Source organism: Enterococcus sp. FSL R5-0957, from assembly GCF_038008005.1.
GTDB lineage: Bacteria > Bacillota > Bacilli > Lactobacillales > Enterococcaceae > Enterococcus_B > Enterococcus_B faecium.
In genome coordinates, this window is sequence record NZ_JBBOYG010000001.1 from 1842129 (window position 1) to 1859719 (window position 17591).

The 17591-nt window shown below is 38.4% G+C and carries 18 protein-coding genes; 2 read left to right on the plus strand and 16 right to left on the minus strand.

Features of this window, described 5'->3' with window-relative positions:
* Positions 1-15 precede the first annotated feature (15 nt).
* The 11 genes from ftsZ to MKX69_RS08990 form a co-directional block, all read right to left on the minus strand.
* Positions 16-1257, minus strand: a complete 1242-nt coding sequence (gene ftsZ / locus MKX69_RS08940; protein WP_002286629.1) for a cell division protein FtsZ — start codon at positions 1255-1257, stop codon at positions 16-18.
* A 22-nt stretch (positions 1258-1279) separates the two neighbouring features.
* Positions 1280-2605, minus strand: coding sequence for a cell division protein FtsA (gene ftsA, locus MKX69_RS08945; RefSeq protein WP_341009839.1), 1326 nt, complete (start codon positions 2603-2605; stop codon positions 1280-1282).
* Positions 2606-2760: 155 nt separating this feature from the next.
* Positions 2761-3981: a cell division protein FtsQ/DivIB gene (locus MKX69_RS08950; protein ID WP_341009840.1), complete on the minus strand. Its 1221-nt coding sequence runs from the start codon at positions 3979-3981 to the stop codon at positions 2761-2763.
* A gap of 14 nt (positions 3982-3995) precedes the next feature.
* Positions 3996-5084 carry an undecaprenyldiphospho-muramoylpentapeptide beta-N-acetylglucosaminyltransferase gene (murG, locus tag MKX69_RS08955; protein WP_341009841.1) on the minus strand — a complete coding sequence of 363 codons (1089 nt, stop codon included), beginning with the start codon at positions 5082-5084 and terminating at the stop codon, positions 3996-3998.
* Between the two features lie 25 nt (positions 5085-5109).
* Complete coding sequence (gene murD / locus MKX69_RS08960) at positions 5110-6471, minus strand: UDP-N-acetylmuramoyl-L-alanine--D-glutamate ligase (protein WP_087626507.1); 1362 nt, start codon at positions 6469-6471, stop codon at positions 5110-5112.
* A gap of 13 nt (positions 6472-6484) precedes the next feature.
* Positions 6485-7447, minus strand: coding sequence for a phospho-N-acetylmuramoyl-pentapeptide-transferase (gene mraY / locus MKX69_RS08965; protein WP_341009844.1), 963 nt, complete (start codon positions 7445-7447; stop codon positions 6485-6487).
* Positions 7448-7472: 25 nt separating this feature from the next.
* Complete coding sequence (locus MKX69_RS08970; protein WP_341009845.1) at positions 7473-9665, minus strand: penicillin-binding transpeptidase domain-containing protein; 2193 nt, start codon at positions 9663-9665, stop codon at positions 7473-7475.
* Positions 9666-10067, minus strand: coding sequence for a cell division protein FtsL (gene ftsL, locus MKX69_RS08975; RefSeq protein ID WP_002294542.1), 402 nt, complete (start codon positions 10065-10067; stop codon positions 9666-9668).
* A gap of 4 nt (positions 10068-10071) precedes the next feature.
* On the minus strand, positions 10072-11031 hold the full coding sequence (rsmH, locus tag MKX69_RS08980; protein ID WP_002297994.1) for a 16S rRNA (cytosine(1402)-N(4))-methyltransferase RsmH: 960 nt from the start codon (positions 11029-11031) through the stop codon (positions 10072-10074).
* A gap of 20 nt (positions 11032-11051) precedes the next feature.
* On the minus strand, positions 11052-11483 hold the full coding sequence (mraZ, locus tag MKX69_RS08985) for a division/cell wall cluster transcriptional repressor MraZ (RefSeq protein WP_002339619.1): 432 nt from the start codon (positions 11481-11483) through the stop codon (positions 11052-11054).
* A gap of 169 nt (positions 11484-11652) precedes the next feature.
* Positions 11653-12021: a DUF3397 domain-containing protein gene (locus tag MKX69_RS08990; protein ID WP_341009847.1), complete on the minus strand. Its 369-nt coding sequence runs from the start codon at positions 12019-12021 to the stop codon at positions 11653-11655.
* 170 nt (positions 12022-12191) lie between these two features.
* Here MKX69_RS08990 and MKX69_RS08995 point away from each other — a divergent pair, with 170 nt between their 5' ends.
* On the plus strand, positions 12192-13148 hold the full coding sequence (locus MKX69_RS08995) for a magnesium transporter CorA family protein (protein WP_341009848.1): 957 nt from the start codon (positions 12192-12194) through the stop codon (positions 13146-13148).
* Between the two features lie 72 nt (positions 13149-13220).
* Positions 13221-13337, plus strand: a complete 117-nt coding sequence (locus MKX69_RS09000) for a DUF4044 domain-containing protein (protein WP_002291876.1) — start codon at positions 13221-13223, stop codon at positions 13335-13337.
* 54 nt (positions 13338-13391) lie between these two features.
* On the opposite strand, the gene recN is transcribed toward MKX69_RS09000, so the two are convergent.
* The 5 genes from recN to MKX69_RS09025 form a co-directional block, all read right to left on the minus strand.
* The gene (recN, locus tag MKX69_RS09005) at positions 13392-15074 is read right to left on the minus strand and encodes a DNA repair protein RecN (RefSeq protein ID WP_002286651.1); all 1683 of its coding nucleotides are present in this window, start codon (positions 15072-15074) and stop codon (positions 13392-13394) included.
* Positions 15075-15091: 17 nt separating this feature from the next.
* Positions 15092-15541, minus strand: a complete 450-nt coding sequence (locus MKX69_RS09010) for an arginine repressor (protein WP_139902440.1) — start codon at positions 15539-15541, stop codon at positions 15092-15094.
* A gap of 106 nt (positions 15542-15647) precedes the next feature.
* Positions 15648-16466 (minus strand): TlyA family RNA methyltransferase, encoded by an 819-nt coding sequence (locus MKX69_RS09015; protein ID WP_002286655.1) that lies wholly within the window; start codon positions 16464-16466, stop codon positions 15648-15650.
* 8 nt (positions 16467-16474) lie between these two features.
* Positions 16475-17365 (minus strand): polyprenyl synthetase family protein, encoded by an 891-nt coding sequence (locus MKX69_RS09020; protein ID WP_341009854.1) that lies wholly within the window; start codon positions 17363-17365, stop codon positions 16475-16477.
* A 1-nt stretch (position 17366) separates the two neighbouring features.
* Positions 17367-17591 (minus strand): exodeoxyribonuclease VII small subunit, encoded by a 225-nt coding sequence (locus MKX69_RS09025; protein WP_002286657.1) that lies wholly within the window; start codon positions 17589-17591, stop codon positions 17367-17369.

Consider the following 17591-nt stretch of genomic DNA (forward strand, 5'->3'; position numbering starts at 1 on the left):
TGCTCTTCCTCTCCTTTATTTTTTACGACGGAAAAACGGTGGCGTATTTAATTCATCATCGCCATGAGATTTTGTTTCTTCGCGGTTGAATGTATCAAATTCTTTTTTTTCGATATTGTCAAAATTGGAATCATCAACTCTAGGACGAACATTTTGTTCACGTCTGATATCCCAATCGCCAAAACTGTTTTCTTCTTCTGAAGAAGTTGGTTTAGCTTGATCCATATCTAATACAGTCTTTTGAGCAGGTGATTGCATTTGTGCTTGTCTAGCTGGTCGGCTAGACTTGCGTTCCTTTTTTGATTCATCGATACCTGTTGCGATGACCGTCACACGGATTTCATCGCCCATTTCTTCATTGATAGATGTACCTAGAATGATATTTACATCGCCAGTTGCTGCATTTGCTACGATATCTGAAGCATCTTGTGCTTCGAACAATGTCATATCCAAACCGCCTGTGATGTTAAGAAGTACTTGTTCAGCTCCATCAATAGATGTTTCAAGCAATGGAGAGGAGATTGCTTTTTTCGTTGCTTCTACTACGCGATCTTCTCCACTAGCCACACCGATCCCCATCAATGCTGTACCTTGGTTTTCCATCACTGTTTTTACGTCAGCAAAGTCAAGGTTAACGTAACCTGGCGCTGTGATCAAATCAGAGATACCTTGTACACCTTGTCGTAAAACATTATCTGCTTCACGGAAAGCTTCAAGCATCGGTGTCTTTTTATCTACAACTTCTAATAAACGGTTATTTGAGATAATTAATAATGTATCCACATTTTCTTTCAAACGAGCGATACCTTCTGCAGCAAAACGGCCACGTTTCGGTCCTTCAAAAGTGAATGGACGTGTCACGACACCAACAGTCAATGCGCCCAATTCTTTCGCGATACCTGCAACGATTGGTGCAGCACCTGTACCGGTTCCTCCACCCATTCCTGCAGTGATGAAAATCATATCTGCACCGTCTAAAGCTTCGCGTAAGGATTGTTCACTTTCTTCTGCCGCTTTTTGTCCAACTTCTGGCTGAGAACCAGCACCTAAACCACGAGTATATTTGGGGCCTAATTGGATAACTGTTTCAGCTTTTGAATTTTTTAATGCTTGCACGTCTGTGTTGGCTGTAATGAATTCAACACCTTTAACGTTTTCTTCAATCATTCGGTTTACAGCATTTCCACCGCCACCACCGACTCCGATGACTTTGATTACTGCGCCGTCATTGATATTATTATCAATTGAGAATTCCATATCTTATTCCTCCCAGGATGAATTAATCAAAAATATTTGTAAAGAAACCCTTGATTTTATTTTTTACATTTTCTCCGGACTCTTTTGGTTCCGGCTCATCGTAGATTGTTTCTTCAGGTGCTTCATAGCTCTCATATGTGTTTATTGTTTCTTGTTCAACTACCATTTGACGAGCTGCTGAGGTTTCACCCGTAACAGCAATTTTTGCCAATTGATACACTTCACTCAAGTTTGCTGAATAATCCACGATACTTATTACATTTGTAAATACCGGGTTTCTCAGCCCCATGTGATTTGGAACATACAATTTTACATTTACGCCGAAGATTTCTTGTGCCAAGTCCACAACACCAGGAAGACTAGCAGCTCCGCCTGTCAATACGACGCCACCTGGCAACTCTAATGCTTCGATTTGGTCCAATGCATCTTTTGCTTTGTTGAAAATCTGTTCCATTCGAGCTGAAATAATTTCTGACAAGTAGCGTTCATCGACTTTCACTGGTTCTGACTGACCAATCACATCTACTGGAAATTCTTCATCTGGTGATGTCCGTTCTGGGTATGCATCACCGTAGTTTATTTTCAACGCTTCTGCATTGTTAAATGACGTATTTAATACAATAGAGATATCTTTAGTGACAAATTCGCCACCTTCTTGGTCAAGATTGGTAAACTTCAATTGCTTATCATGCATAACAGCCGTTGTTGTTTGGCCGCCACCCATATCAATGACGATCGTACCAAAATCTTTTTCTCCGTCAGAAAGAATTGATTCAGTCAGCGCTAAAGGAGTAATCACCATTTCGTTGACGATTAATCCGGCATTTTCCACGCATTTACGTATGTTATGGATGATCGTTTTAGGTCCTGTAAACAACAGACCGTACATTTCTAATCTTACGCCGATCATTCCACGAGGATCTTTGATTCCCTCGAACCCATCGACAGTAAAATCTTGTGGCAATATTGACACGATTTGACGTTCAGGAGGTATTGAACGAACAAGGGCAGCTGAAGCCACATTTCTGACATCTTCATCGGTGATTTCCTTTGAATCTCCGTTAACTGCAATCATTCCCTGGCAATTTTCTACTTCAAGCATGTTTGCTGGCAAACCGACACTTACGCCTTTGATCTGGATACCTGCTTTTTCTTCTGCTTGTCGTACTGCTCGTTGTATCGCTTGGACAGTTTTATCGATATCAACGATAATACCTCGGTTAATCCCTTCTGATTTTGCGTTTCCTACTCCAATAATATTCATTTGGCTGTCGATATATTCAGCCACGACAACTTTAACAGATGTCGTTCCAATATCAAGGCCTACATACATTCCTGTTTTTGCCATGAATGGGATTCCCTCCTACTTACTATTCCATATACAAGCGAACAACTAGCGTCCGTTTTAAAATATACTTATTAATAGATATATTCACTGCTTCCAATTCTACCATAAATTACTGGTTTTTAGAAAGTACATTCTTACTTTTTAAAGTTGTTTTATCAATTTTCATTTAAACTTGACGGAGTTGTACTTGGATTATCTTCTATTTGACTTGTTTCACTTGAATCATTTGAATCAGATGATCCGTTTGTGCTAGACGATCCAGGTGTTTGTGCTTCTTGCGTTTCTGCCTCTTCACTTGATTCGTTTGTTTGATCCGCATTTTCTTCACTTTCAGTTGTTTCTTCCGATTGGCCCGATTCTTCCGTTTCTTGAGTGCTACCGTAAGGATGCGAGAAGATACCAACTTCCATGTCGATCACACCTTTTTCATCCATATCTTTGGCTACTTGCGAATAATATTTCATTTGGTTCGCAAGATTATTGATATTTACAATAACTTGATTGCCGTCATTCATATTCAATTGGATCAGATTTTTATTGCTTGCTCTTGGCGTGTACTTGATTTCAGAAATTGCTTTTTGTAATTCTGATGATAACTGATTGTATTGCTTTGTTAATTCTTTGATTTTTGCAGAGTCTTTGAACTCTTCCAAGATAGGGAGATTTTTTGTAGGATTTGCTACTTTTTCATCTAATACTATTCCATTTTCAATCACTGGGTAGTATTGATTGTTTTTTGCGATTAAAGCAATCTCTTTATATTCTGTTACATCCAAATCGAATTCATTCATCCCTTTGAAATGTATATTTGCTGTTTCGATTCTTGGCTGTGCTTTTTTAAGGCGATCGATATAAGTAGATCGATGAAAATACTGTCCCCAGACATTTTCTCCTAATGACAATTTTGTATCAGAGATGATTTCTTGGCTGTTGACTGTCTTATTGCCTGATACTGCAACTGCTTGTAATTTGCTATAAGGAGAAACATAATAGATCAAAAAAATCAGCGGTATACCCAATACAGTGATGATCAAAGCTAACCGACGAAATAGTACTTTGTGCCGTTGACTTTTTAAATTGGGCAGCCGGTTCAAAAAAGAACCGTTATATGGTCCACCGTTTTTCTTTTGCTTGATCTCTTCAAAAAATTCGATTTTTTTCTTGGACTGGCTTTCTTCTTGCTGTTCCTCTTGAACCGTTTTTTCTTCTTCAGAATCTGAAAGGGGTGTATCTAATGTTATGTCTTCTTTTTTTGGCTCTTGGTTTTTCATCTCTTGTTCTGCCAGATATTTTCGGTTAGCCTTTTGCCAAGGAGTCAAATTGTTTTCATCAGAAGACGGATGAGACAATTTTTTTGGTTCTTTTTTCTTACTCACTGAGACCACCGCCTTTATTTTTTGATTATTTGTTTTACTAAGTCATAGAGACGTTTTGAAGCATCAGGGATTCCTTGTTCTTTAGAAGCTCGGCACATTTGCTTTTGCAATTCTTCATCACCCATGATTTCGTTGATTGTCTGACTTAGTGATTCACCTGTTAGTTCATTATCTGCAATCATTTTTGCTGCTCCTGCGTGAACAAGACTCATTGCATTTTTAGTCTGATGATCATTCGTAACATATGGGCTGGGAACCAACACTGCCGGTAACCCCAGAGCTGTGAATTCTGCGATCGAAGTTGCACCAGCACGCCCCACCAGCAAATCACTGGAAGCCATGACCTCTGCCATATTTTTGATATAAGGCTGGATACTAATATTTTGTATTTTAGGATTTATTTTATTTAGGATCTCTTCATAATATCTATCTCCTGAAGCATACAAAACTTGGTAAGAAGAAGGAATATATTCACTTAAAAAAACTGATACTGCTTGATTGATTTTAAGTGCTCCTTGACTACCGCCAAAAATCAAGACTGTTTTCTTTTCTGGATCCAAACCAAATGTTTTCAAAATATCTGATTTTTTAGTATCTGCTACTTCTTGTGCTCGAGGATTACCTACAAGAACTGCTTTGTTTTCAGGAAAAAAGGAAGCCGCATCTTTAAATGAAAGAGCGATCCGATCCACATATCGGCTTAAAAATTTATTGGTAACACCTGGTACACTGTTTTGTTCATGGATAATTGTTGGAATACCCATTTTGGCTGCAGCGTACACTACCGCTCCGGAAACATATCCTCCAGTACCGATAACGATATCTGGTTGAAAATCACTGAGGATTTTTTTTGCTTGACGGATACTCTTAAGAAACAATCGGACCGTCTTGATGTTATGCATGGAAATTTTTCGTTTAAATCCTTGAATCTCCAAGGTATGGAAAGGCATTCCTGTATCAGGGACGATTTTGTTTTCTAGACCTCGTTTTGCTCCCACATACATGAATTCAGCATTCGGTTCTTGAGTCTTTACATAATTGACAAAGGCAAGAGCTGGATAAATATGTCCCCCTGTTCCTCCGCCTGTAACCAAAATTTTCATTTTTTATCGCTCGCTTCTACTTTTTCTATTTTAATCGGTTCACAGCTTCCATGAATCTGTTTCCTCTAGTTTCAAAATTTGGGTATTGATCCCAGCTGGCATTCGCTGGTGATAATAAAACTACATCACCATCTGTACTGTTTTCTAATGCTAAAGGAACTGCTTGTTCTACAGAATCGGCTGTTACTATTGTCTCGATGCCTGCTTTTTTTCCAGCATCCATCAACTTTTCTTTTGTTTGGCCAAATACGACCATTGCTTTGATTCCTTTTAATGAAGGAATTAATTCATCAAATGTATTTCCTCTGTCTAATCCGCCAGCCAATAACACGACCTTAGTCGTTTCAAATCCACTTAGAGCCATTTTAGTCGCTAAAATATTGGTTGCTTTTGAATCATTATAAAATTTTCTGCCTTGGATTTCTCCTACATATTGCGTACGATGTGGTACGCCATGGAAAAAATGCAACGTTTCTCGTATAGCTTCATTTGATATACCATACAATTTTGCTACAGAAATAGCAGCTAGTGCATTTTCTACATTATGCTTACCTGGTACGCCAAGTTCAGATATTTCCATTATTTTTTCTTTTTTATAGTATATTGAGTAATCGTCAGCATACACACCGTCTTCCAACACTTCTTTTGTCGAGAAAGGCAGTACGCGTGCTTTTGTTCTTTGCGCTAATTCTTGTAGTTCTGACTGATTCCAGTTAAGGATCAGATAATCTTTTTCTGTCATGTTTTTTTGAAGGTTCCATTTAGCTTTGACATATTCTTTTCTTGTACCATGATAATCAATATGTGCTTCATAGATATTGGTAATCACCGCTATATGAGGGCGGAAATCTGTGATTCCCATGAGTTGGAAGCTAGACAATTCCATCACAATTTTATCTTCTGATTTTGCTTCTTGCGCTACACCACTTGCTGGATACCCAATATTACCCGCTAAACGTGCAATTCCTTGATCTGCTCCTGCATTCAGTAGTAGTCCTGTCATCGTTGTTGTCGTTGTTTTTCCGTTCGTTCCTGTAATCCCAATAATTGGGCATTCCGCTACTTCGTAAGCTAGCTCAACTTCCGTAATTACCGGAATACCCATTTCTTGGGCTTTTGCTACTAAAGGATGACTGTAGGGAATCCCTGGATTTTTGACCATCAATGAAAATTCTTCATCCAACAATTCGATTGGATGACTACCTGTTATTACTTTTATCCCTAAAGAAAGCAGCTCTTGTGCTTCCGGATTTTCGTCAAAAGGTTTTCCATCATTAACGGTGACAAGTGCGCCCAATTCATGTAATAATTTGGCCGCACTTACTCCGCTTTTTGCGAGTCCTAAGACAAGCACTTTCTTATTTTCATATGTTGATATTTTTTTCATTTCCCGTCATCTCCTACCAAACGATCCATAATGTGATCAACGAAGTCACAATGCTGATCAACCAAAAAACTGTATCAATCTTCCACTCCGACCATCCGCACATTTCAAAGTGATGATGAATTGGAGACATTTTAAAAATTCGTTTTCCTGTAAGCTTAAAGGAAGTAACTTGAAGCATCACACTTGCTGTTTCCATAACATAGATCAAACCAATCAAAAGCAATGTCCATTCTTGGTTTAGCATTATAGAAATTGCCGCTAAAAGTCCGCCCAACGCTAATGAACCGACATCTCCCATAAAAATCTTGGCAGGTTTTCTGTTGTAGACGAAGAAACCCAGTAAACCTCCTAAAACACTTAAGCAAATGATTAATACATCATACTGATGCTGATGCCAAGCAATTAGACCGTAAGCTGCAAAAGAGATACTTCCTAAGCCAGCAACTAATCCATCGATGCCATCTGTCAGATTTACTGCATTTGAAAATCCAACAAGCCAGAAGAGAGCGAAAATACCATAAATGATTCCTAAAGGTAGATCTAGTCCGAAGAAATTCAATACACCTGGATAACCTTCAGAACGGTAAACAAGATAAAAGATGATTCCCCCTAGAGTCTGTCCAATCAATTTCTGCTTCGAGTTCAGTCCCATGTTTCTTTTCTTGAATATTTTTATAAAATCATCAAGAAAGCCGATTACTCCGTATAACGCTAATACAAAAAGCAAGATGAAAAGAGTAGGAGTTAGCTGTTTTTGCCAAGCTCCAACCCAAATTCCTGTCAAAATAGAGCCGATCAGAAACACTAAGCCGCCCATTGTAGGAGTTCCGGCTTTGCTATTGTGCCACTTTGGTCCCTCCTCACGAATCGCCTGACCTTGCTTTTTCATTTGAAAGTAACCAATAAATAGCGGCATTGCGGCAATTGTCATTGCACAACTGCTGACAATGGGAATCAATGCTTGTGTCCATTCCATGCTCTTTTCTCTCCTATTTCTCTTCTTATTCTTCTAAAGTAAAACTAAGTTTGTCTTCAGTGATTTTTTCATATGGAGCAAGTTCTTGTTTGACACAATAACCATCTCCATCAAAACTAACTTCAATACCGAGGATTTTCCCCAGCTTCATGATATCTGCTTTTGACCATCCTGTTACGTCAGGCATCAGCTTATCACCACCAGTGTATAGGATCAGTTTTTCTCCAGAGATCAACTGATCACCGTTGGCAGTAGATTGTTTTTGTACTTTTTTACCATTACCGATCACTACAGGTTGCAGTCCACTTTTTTGAGCATCAGCTGCTGCAACGTCCGCTTCAAGATTACGATAATCGGCTACGGATACTTTTTCTGTTTTTGTTTCTGTATCTGAATCTTCTTCAGTTTCTTTAAAATCCATTGCCCGTTTCATCAATGGATTTGCGATTTTAGCCAAGGCCATTCGATCATATGTCTTAGGGTGTTTCATTGTTAGATACAAGACATAGTCTGGATCTTCAGAAGGAACCATCTCCACAATAGAATACAGGTAGGCTGTATCTCCTGTTTGATATCCCCCTGTATCAGAAGCGATTTGGGCTGTTCCGGTTTTTGCCGATACATTGTATCCAGGTACACTATATACACCATAAGCACTACCGTAGTTTTCGCTTTCGACAACATCTCTCATATATTCACGGACTTTTTCTGTTGTTTCTTTTGAAAAAGGTTGCCCTAGAACTTCTGTTTGAGTTGTTCGCTCTTCTCCAGTTTGGGGATCCACCACTTTGCTGATATATCGAGGTTGAATCATTGTACCGTTATTCGCAATAGAAGTGAAAGCTTTCATCATTTGGAAATTCGTCACACCTACCGCTTGTCCATAAGCACTCATTGCTCGGTCGACAATATTTGATGTAGGTAAAGCACCGTTTACTTCATCATCTAATCCAGAATGAGTACTTTGTCCAAATCCCAGTTTTTGTAAATAGTTATACCATCGTCCGCCTAATCGCTGTTCCAGTATGACCATCCCGACGTTACTTGACCATGAAAGAGCTTGACGCATGGTCAGCATACCTTTTTCACCAAAGTCATGGTCATTGATCGTAGCATCTTCTACTTGGATTTTTCCAGATTGGAAGGTTTCATTCTCGTTGAATTCTCCTTCTTCGATAGCAGCTGCAGTAGTGAAAACTTTCATGGTTGATCCTGGTTCATAACTATCTTGTACCAAGAAATTACGCCAGATAGCATCTTTTCCAGTCAATCCTTCCATTGTTTCAGGATTGAAAGTAGGTCGTTGTCCCATTGCCAAGATTTCTCCGGTTTTTGCTTTCATCAGGACTGCTGTCAATTCTTCTGGCTGATATTCTTCATTTACTTGATCCATCAGTGTTTCTAAATAACTTTGTAGTCTGCTGTCTAAAGTCGTGTAGATATCTTGTCCGTCGACAGCTTTTTCTTCTTCTGCCACTGTACCTGGCAGAGGATTTTGAAAATTATCTTTTTGATAAATAATCTTACCATCTTTACCGCTCAAGATATCATTGTAAGCAGACTCCAAACCTAGTTTACCAACTAAGCCATTCTCATCTTTGTCTGGAACTGCGTATCCAATAAAATGAGAAGAAAAGACGCCATTTGGATACATCCGAGCCTGATGGTCGACAAAGTAAAGACCAGCGACACCTTCTTTTTTCATGTCCGCTTCGATGTTTTGCTTGGTTTCTTGGGAGATATTTTTCCCATAGCTACCAAATTCAACTTGATACAGCTCTTTTTTTGCGCCGTCTTCTAAAATATTCAGTGCATCTTTTTTGTCTATAGAAAGATTCTTATGCAGGATTTCTGCTATTTTATCAAAATTCTTTTCTTCAACATACAGTTTTTTATCCCCAGAGGTATATGTTTTTGAGAGTATCGCTTTAATTGAATAAGAGGAGGCATCTTCTGCGAGCACCACACCGTTACGATCATAAATCGTTCCTCTTTTTGCTTTTACTACTTCACTTCCTTGGTACAACTGTTTTGTTTTTTCAGCTAATGAGGTACCAGCAACATGACCTCCAATAACGATATACGAGAAACGGACGGCAAATAAAAAGAACAATCCAATACTCGTAGCAAATAAAATGATACCTACTTTTTTGCGATTGTTCATCGGATTTAGATTTTTCTTTTCCATAAACCGCCGAATTTTATTTTTAAGACTCATTTACTTCACTTTCCTTAAATTGTCGTCATTAATAGACAATCCTTTTTCTTCTGCGATTTGTTTAATCCGTTCAGTACGAGAAAGTTCGTTTTTTTCTTGTTCTAAACTCGTTTTTTCTTGCTTTTTATCATTGATTTCTGTTTGTATTGACGTGATTTCTTTTTCAGCTCCGCTGATATTTGTGCGCAGCATAACTGTTAAAACACATAAAGCAACAATAGCAATCGCCACGCTTGCCACAGCAATTTTTTCCAAAGCAGAAATCTGCTTCAATCGTTTTGCCGGTGATTGTGGAAGAATGATTTCTTGATTCGAAGAAGAATCAGGCATTTGTTGTTCTGGCTGATCCACCAATTCAGGTAAATCATATTCGTAATCTTGCATTTTCTTTAATTCTGCCATCATTCTACTCCTCTTTCATTCTTATTTTTTCTGCAATACGTAACTTTGCACTGCGTGATCGATTGTTTTCTGCTAGCTCTTCCTCTGAAGGAAGGATTGGTTTACGAGTAATGACTTTCAGTTCTGGTTGGAATTCGTCAGGTATGACAGGAAGTCCCGGTGGTAGATCTTGTACCGTACTATATTCTTTAAACATACTTTTGACAATTCTGTCTTCCAATGAATGGAATGTGATTACGCTGATTCTTCCATTGACTTTCAATAACCGGATTGCCTGTTCTAAAGAGGCCTCTTCGGCACCGAGTTCGTCATTTACTGCAATCCGCACAGCTTGAAAAATTCTTTTTGCAGGATGCCCGCCTTTTCTTCTTGCGGGAGCTGGGATGACTTGTTTAATGATTTCGACAAGCTCACCAGTTGTTTGGATTGGTTTTGTTTTTCGTACTCGTTCGATTTCACGAGCAATTTGTTTGGAAAATTTCTCCTCGCCATAGCGGAAGAAAATCTTTACTAATTCATGGTAGGAATATTCATTAATTACGTGATAAGCGGATAAAGGAGCTGACTGATCCATGCGCATATCCAACGGTGCATCTTGATGATAACTAAATCCACGTTCTGCTTCATCTAGCTGAGGAGAGGAAACCCCTAGATCATACAAAATGCCGTCTACCTTATCTACATGTTCACTCAAGCGTTCTTCTAATTCTCTGAAATTCGCTTTGATAAATGTGACCATACCTTGTTCGACATAAGAAGCTAAACGCAGCTTGGCGTGATCGATTGCTTTTTGATCTTGGTCAAACGCATACAGATGCCCTTTAGAACTTAGTTGGCTTAATAAATATTCACTATGTCCGGCACCGCCGAGTGTACAGTCTACATAAACGCCATCCGGTTTGATGTTCAATCCATCTACCGTTTCTTTCAACATGACTGTATAGTGTTGAAATGTTTCAGTCATTAGTCAGCCTCTTCCTATTCTTATAGTCCGAAATCAATCATACTTTCAGCAATTTCGTCAAAGTTCTCTTCTGCTCCTGCAGAAAAATCTTGCCATCGTGTCTCATCCCAAATTTCAATTCGGTTAGATACACCGATGACTACGCAACCTTTTGTCAAAGCTGCATAATTTCTTAACGTGCTGGGTATATTGATTCGTCCTTGTTTATCAAGTTCGCATTCAGTGGCAGCCGAATAGAAGAATCGCACAAAAGTACGTGCGTCTTTTTTAGCCAACGGCATTTCGTTCAGTTTAGCTTCCAGATTTTTCCATTCGCTCATCGGATAGCCGAAAAGACAGCCATCCAATCCGCGTGTCAGAACAAACTTTTCGCCAAGTTCTTCACGAAGTTTTGAGGGCACGATTAAACGTCCTTTTGCATCAATATTATGTTGGAATTCACCCATCAACATTGAAAGCCCCCCATTCCTCCACTAACTAAAATTAGTCTACCACAATCCCCCACTTTCTACCACCTTTTCTGGGAAATCCGGGAACAACTTTTTTTATTCATAAACATTTTTTTAAAAATCAAGCTGCAAAAAGCCTTTTAAAAGACTTTTTACAGCTTTTCTATTTTTTTCATAGGTAAGAAAATATGTTCACAATGATCAAGACCGCGTACAAGACGATTGTCAACAGAAAAACCAAACGCCAAGTCATCTTGAAATAACGCGGATAAATAATTTCTTCATAATAATATGCTTGAAAAACAGCAATACAAATTCCCATTAGCAAAACAGAAATAAAGAAAAACGGCAAGATAGAAATTGTCCCTGTATTTCTAGACAATGCATGCATACCGCCCCACAAAAAAGGAATCGCCAAATCAGGGGCTTTTATTTTAAAACGACGATTTAACGAAAATAATTTTACAAGAAATTGGCAACCAAACAAAACGATTACCGGGTAAATATACCAAAACAAGATAAGTGGTGTGAATGTGCCCATGAACGTAAACTCCTTTTTTATCGTTGCTTCAAGTATACTGTATATACTTTACACAACTGTTTCATTTTATTTAAATTTATGCAGTTATATTCTATATCTTACAAACACATTCCATGTATTCCAATTCCCTATCCGTTATAATAAAAGAAACAGGCAACAGGAGGAAAATCATGATCAAATATTTTACATTAGATAATGAGAAACTGCGTAATACCGGAAAGGAAACTGACCAAACGATCTGGTATTGTGTAGAACGTCCTAATCAAGAAGAGATTCATCAGCTGACACATCAATTTGAAATTCCGTCAGATTACATCACTTCCATATTGGACGATGCAGAAAATTCCCGTACAGAAGAATTCAATCAATCAAAGTTGACAAAGCCAGCGTTATTATTGTTACAATATCCTTTTGCTAAAACAAGTCCTAGCGGTTATTTTCAAGTGGATACATACCCGCTCTCTATCATTTTGACGCCCAAAAAGAAGCTTATCACAATTACGAATCATGAACCACTGTTTTTAAAGAAAGTCTTTAGCCAGACCTTTCCAAAAAGTGATATTTCGCCTAATCTCAATATCTTCTTTCAATTCATTTGGCAGGTCACACTCTCTTACAACAGTTATTTAGCTACGCTTCAATCTCAATGCGATACTTTGGAAGCCAAACTTCAAGTATCCACTGAAAACAAACAACTTTATCAAATCATGGATATCCAAAAAAGCCTCGTTTATTTCAGAGAAGCGACTTCTGCTAATTTAGATGCATTGAAAGAACTAGCGCAAAATAAACTTTTCCAAGAAAATCATGCTTTGAAAAATCATTTACGTGATGTATTGGTGGAAACAGAGCAGGCAAAGACTACTTCTCGCATTCAATTAAAACTAGTAGAACAAATGAATCAGACTTTTTCAGCAATCGTATCGAATAATCTGAATAATATTATGAAAATCTTAACTTCTTTAACGATTATTTTAACTATACCGACAATCGTCGGCAGTATCTATGGAATGAACATTAAGTTACCTATTGCTGAAAGGGATGATGCCTTTATATGGCTAGTTCTATTAACATTATTTATTTGTATCGTAACTACCTATTATTTAAAAAAAGGGAAGTTTTTATAAAAAAGCCCTCTTGTGGAAATGGCAAAAAGATTGTACACTTGAATCAACTAATTAATGACGAGGTTGAAAACAATGCGTGAAAAAAAACAAACAAGTACTTTTGCTAAAGTAACAAAATTTGTCATTTGGACAATGCTGATTTTAACGATTGGATCTGTTGTATTGACTGCTGTAATGAGTGTCATGTAAAAATAAAATATAGCTATCAGCTGCTGAAAAGGACCTGAACCACTGCGAGGTGGCTCAGGTCCTTTTTGCGAGTTTCAATAGTTCTTTTGCATGTTCGAGTGTGAGTTTTGTAATCTCACTTCCAGCCAGCATACGTGCAATTTCTTCTTCTCTTTCTTTTGTTTTCAACTCTGAAACAGAAGTTTGCGTACGTCCATCAATCACTGCTTTCACAATATAATATTGATAGTCGGCGACTGCAGCAACTTGAGGCAGATGAGTGATGCACAAAACTTGAGAGTATTTCGATATTTGAGAAATTTTATCTGCGATGGCTTGTGCAACTCTTCCGCTCACACCTGTATCCACTTCATCAAAAATAATACTTGTCACACCTTGCTCAGAAGAAAAAATAGTTTTCAAAGCAAGCAACATCCGAGACAGTTCGCCACCAGAAGCGACTTTCACCAAAGGCTTCAGTGGCTCTCCTGGATTGGTCGTAATGTAAAATTCGATTTGGTCAAATCCATCATGATTCAATTGTCTATTTTCTTCTTTTAAGAAACGTACCTCAAACTCAGTGTTTTCCATATACAGACTTTTCAATTCATGCAGAATGGATTTTTCCAATTCTTTTGCGATTTTTTTACGCGCTTCATGAAGATCTGCGGCTTGTTGCTGAAGTAGAAGCTCTTTTTGCTCTAGTTCCTCTTTCATTTTGTCCAATTGACCTTCTGAAAAATCAGAAGAAGCTAGCTCTTCGGTGATTTCGTCATAGTAAGCCAATATTGACTCAATGGATTCGCCGTATTTACGTTTCAACTGTCGGATTAATTCTAAACGTTGCGTCACTTCTTCTAAACGACTCTCATCTAACTCCAATAAATCAATCTGACGACTCATATCGCCGATTGCATCTTGCAGCAAATAGTAAGCACTTTGGATATTTTCATAAATTGCTTCATACTCCACATCTAGATGGGCGATCCCTTGCAGTTCTGAAACGGCCAAGCCAACACCATCTACACTGTTTTGTTCATTATTCGTCAGTGCTCCGTAACCTGCAGCTAATCCATCAGCAATTTTTTGATAATTGCTAAGTTTTTCTCTTTCTTCTTTTAATTTCTCTTCTTCTCCGACTTGCAAATCAGCAGCAGCTATTTCTTCTTGCTGGAAATGGAGCATATCTATTCTCTGAACATAGGATTTTTCATTTTGCTGCACTTTTCGTACCCTTTTTTCCAGCTCACGATAAGAGATATATTCTTGCTGATAACTCTTTTTCTTCTGTTGGAAAGCTACATCTCCAAAACGATCCAATAAAGCAAGATGTGATTCAGGCTGGAGCAGTTCCTGATGTTCGTTTTGTCCTTGGATATCTACTAAATAACTGCCGATTCTTCTCAGATTAGCTAATGTGATAATATGACCATTCACTCGACAAACATTTTTTCCAGTTAAGGACATATCCCGTCGAACAATCAGATTGTCCTCATCTGTTTCGATCCCTAATTCAACCATCAGTTCAGAGAATCCTTCTTGTTTTGGTAGTTCAAACAACCCTTCAAGCACACATTTTTCTGCTCCTTGACGTATATAATCGCTTGAACCTCTTCCTCCTGCTAACAGACCTAAAGCATCGATAATAATGGATTTACCCGCACCAGTCTCTCCGGTCAGCGCGGTCATTCCTTCGTGAAAAGAAAGCCGCAATTCCGGAATAATCGCAAAGTTAGTAATACTGATTTCTTGTAGCATCACATTCGCTCCTCAACTTAAAGGTAATGCAGGAAGTCTTTCTTCAATAAAACTGCCTGGTCTTCAGTTCGTGTAATCATCAAAACATTATCGTCATCATTGATAATCGAAAATAATTCTTTCTTGTAACGTTTATCAATCAAATTTGCTGCTGCCGAAGCATTTCCCGGCAATGTTTTCAAAATAACAAATTTTTCCATTTGGTCAACTGCCACGAAAGCGTCTTCTAATAGCTTTTCCAATTTAGTATTTACATCTTCGTTTGTTTCAGCTGGTATGCTATAACGGTAGCCGCCATCTGAGGCCGGTACCTTGATCAGTTTCAGTTCCTTTATATCTCTGGAAATCGTAGCTTGAGTAACAGATATTCCTTTGCTTTTCAGGATTTCAACAAATTCTTCCTGCTTTCGGATATCTTGCTCACTCAACAATCGAGTAATCAAACGATGCCGATCTTTTTTTCTCATTACGTCTTCGCTCCTTAGCATATTCTTCTTAATCAATGATAGCTTATTTCCTTGGTATAATAAAGAAGAATCCGCATACTTCTCACTTGATTTTCACAGTTACAATTTATTTATGGTCAAACTGTTCGTGTGCATTTGAAACCACTTCTGCCATATTAATAGCTGAATTGATTGTTCCGCTTTCGGGTACTTTCCTCAAGTGAGCCAAGAACTCGATATTTCCTTCTCCCCCCGTGATCGGAGAATAACTTAATTCCAGCACATCATATCCACCTTGTGCCGCAAATGACAAAATGTCTTCTAAAACTTTTTGATGGGTCTGAGGGTCACGAACAATTCCGTTTTTCCCTACAGCTTCTCTGCCTGCTTCGAATTGGGGTTTGATTAAAGCAATCACTTCTCCCTCTTCTTTTAAAATAGCATGTAATGGAGGCAGCATCAGTTTTAGTGAAATAAAAGAAACATCGATAACAGCAACTTCTGGAATTCCTAAGGTAAAGTCTTCGGGTTTTGCATAACGAAAATTCACTCTTTCCATTACGACGACTCTAGGATCTTGTCTTATTTTCCAAGCTAGCTGATTGTAGCCAACGTCTAAAGCATAACTCATTTTTGCGCCATTTTGCAAAGCTGCATCAGTAAATCCGCCAGTGGAAGCACCAATATCTAACAATGTTTTTCCTTCAACAGATAGATCAAATGCTTTGAGTGCTTTTTCTAATTTTAATCCCCCCCGAGAAACATAAGGAAGTTTTTTACCTTTGACTCTTAATTCACTACTCACTGGAATTTTTTCTCCCGGTTTATCAAACCGCTCGTTTTTTTCGTTGTAAATCAAACCAGCCATCACTGAACGTTTGGCTTGTTCTCTTGTTTCAAATAATCCTTGTTTGACCGCTAATACATCTACGCGTTCTTTTTCCATTCTTTCCCTCATTTCTCCACATCAAATTGCTTGATCATCTGGCGCATCAGCCCGCCATCAAAAGAAAAAACGTCCTCTTCTAATTTGTCTATGATCTTGTTGGCGGATAACAGCTCAATCTCCAACGCCTCACGTGTCTTTTCTAGGCCTAATAAACGCGGGTAAGTATTTTTTTCCATACGTTCATCTTTACCAGCTGTTTTCCCCAATGTTTTCGTTGTACCAATCACATCGAGTAGATCATCTTTTATCTGAAAAGCTAAACCTAAATGTTCGGCTAATCGTTGAAGTAGCAATAAGATTTCTTCAGGTTGCTTCGCTAATATGCCACCAGCCAGCAAGGCATAACGAATCAAATGCCCTGTCTTTCTTTCATGAATAAATGCTAATTCTTCTAAAGAAAGCTTTTTCGATTCGCCCTCGATATCTGCAGCTTGCCCAGCAACCATACCTTGTGATCCCGCACAAACAGCTAATTGCTGAAGCAGCAGAAGCTTAAGAGAATTACCTAAGTGTGCCATACTGATTAGCTGGAATGCTCCTGTAAGCAAACCATCTCCGGCCAATATAGCTAATGCTTCGCCGAATACTTTATGATTGGTAGGTTTTCCTCTACGAAGATCATCATTGTCCATCGCAGGCAAATCATCGTGGATCAAGGAATACGTATGCACCATTTCTAAAGCAGCTGCTACTTGATAGACGGGAACATCGATAGGCTCATCAAAGGAAGCAACGGCCGTTAAAAGTAATAAGGGACGTATTCTTTTCCCGCCTGCTTTCACTGAATAACTCATCGCATCATAGAGTCCTCTATCCGTTGTATGCTCATCTAAAAAAGACAAGATTTCTTTTTCTACAGCAGGTAGATGAATAGCTGAAAAGTCAGTTAATCTCATCTCAGCTTTCCTCGTTTCCGTCAAAATCAACTTCTTCATTTGATTCTGTCATCATTTTCGTCAAGGTCTCTTCTGCTTTAGCTAATGTATCTTGGCAATGTTTGCTTAATTCCATTCCTCGTTTAAACGAATCTAGAGCTGATTCTAATGGAACGTCTCCTTGTTCTAACTGCATGACAATTTTTTCTAATTCTTGCAGTGACTCTTCAAAAGTTGGATTTTCCAT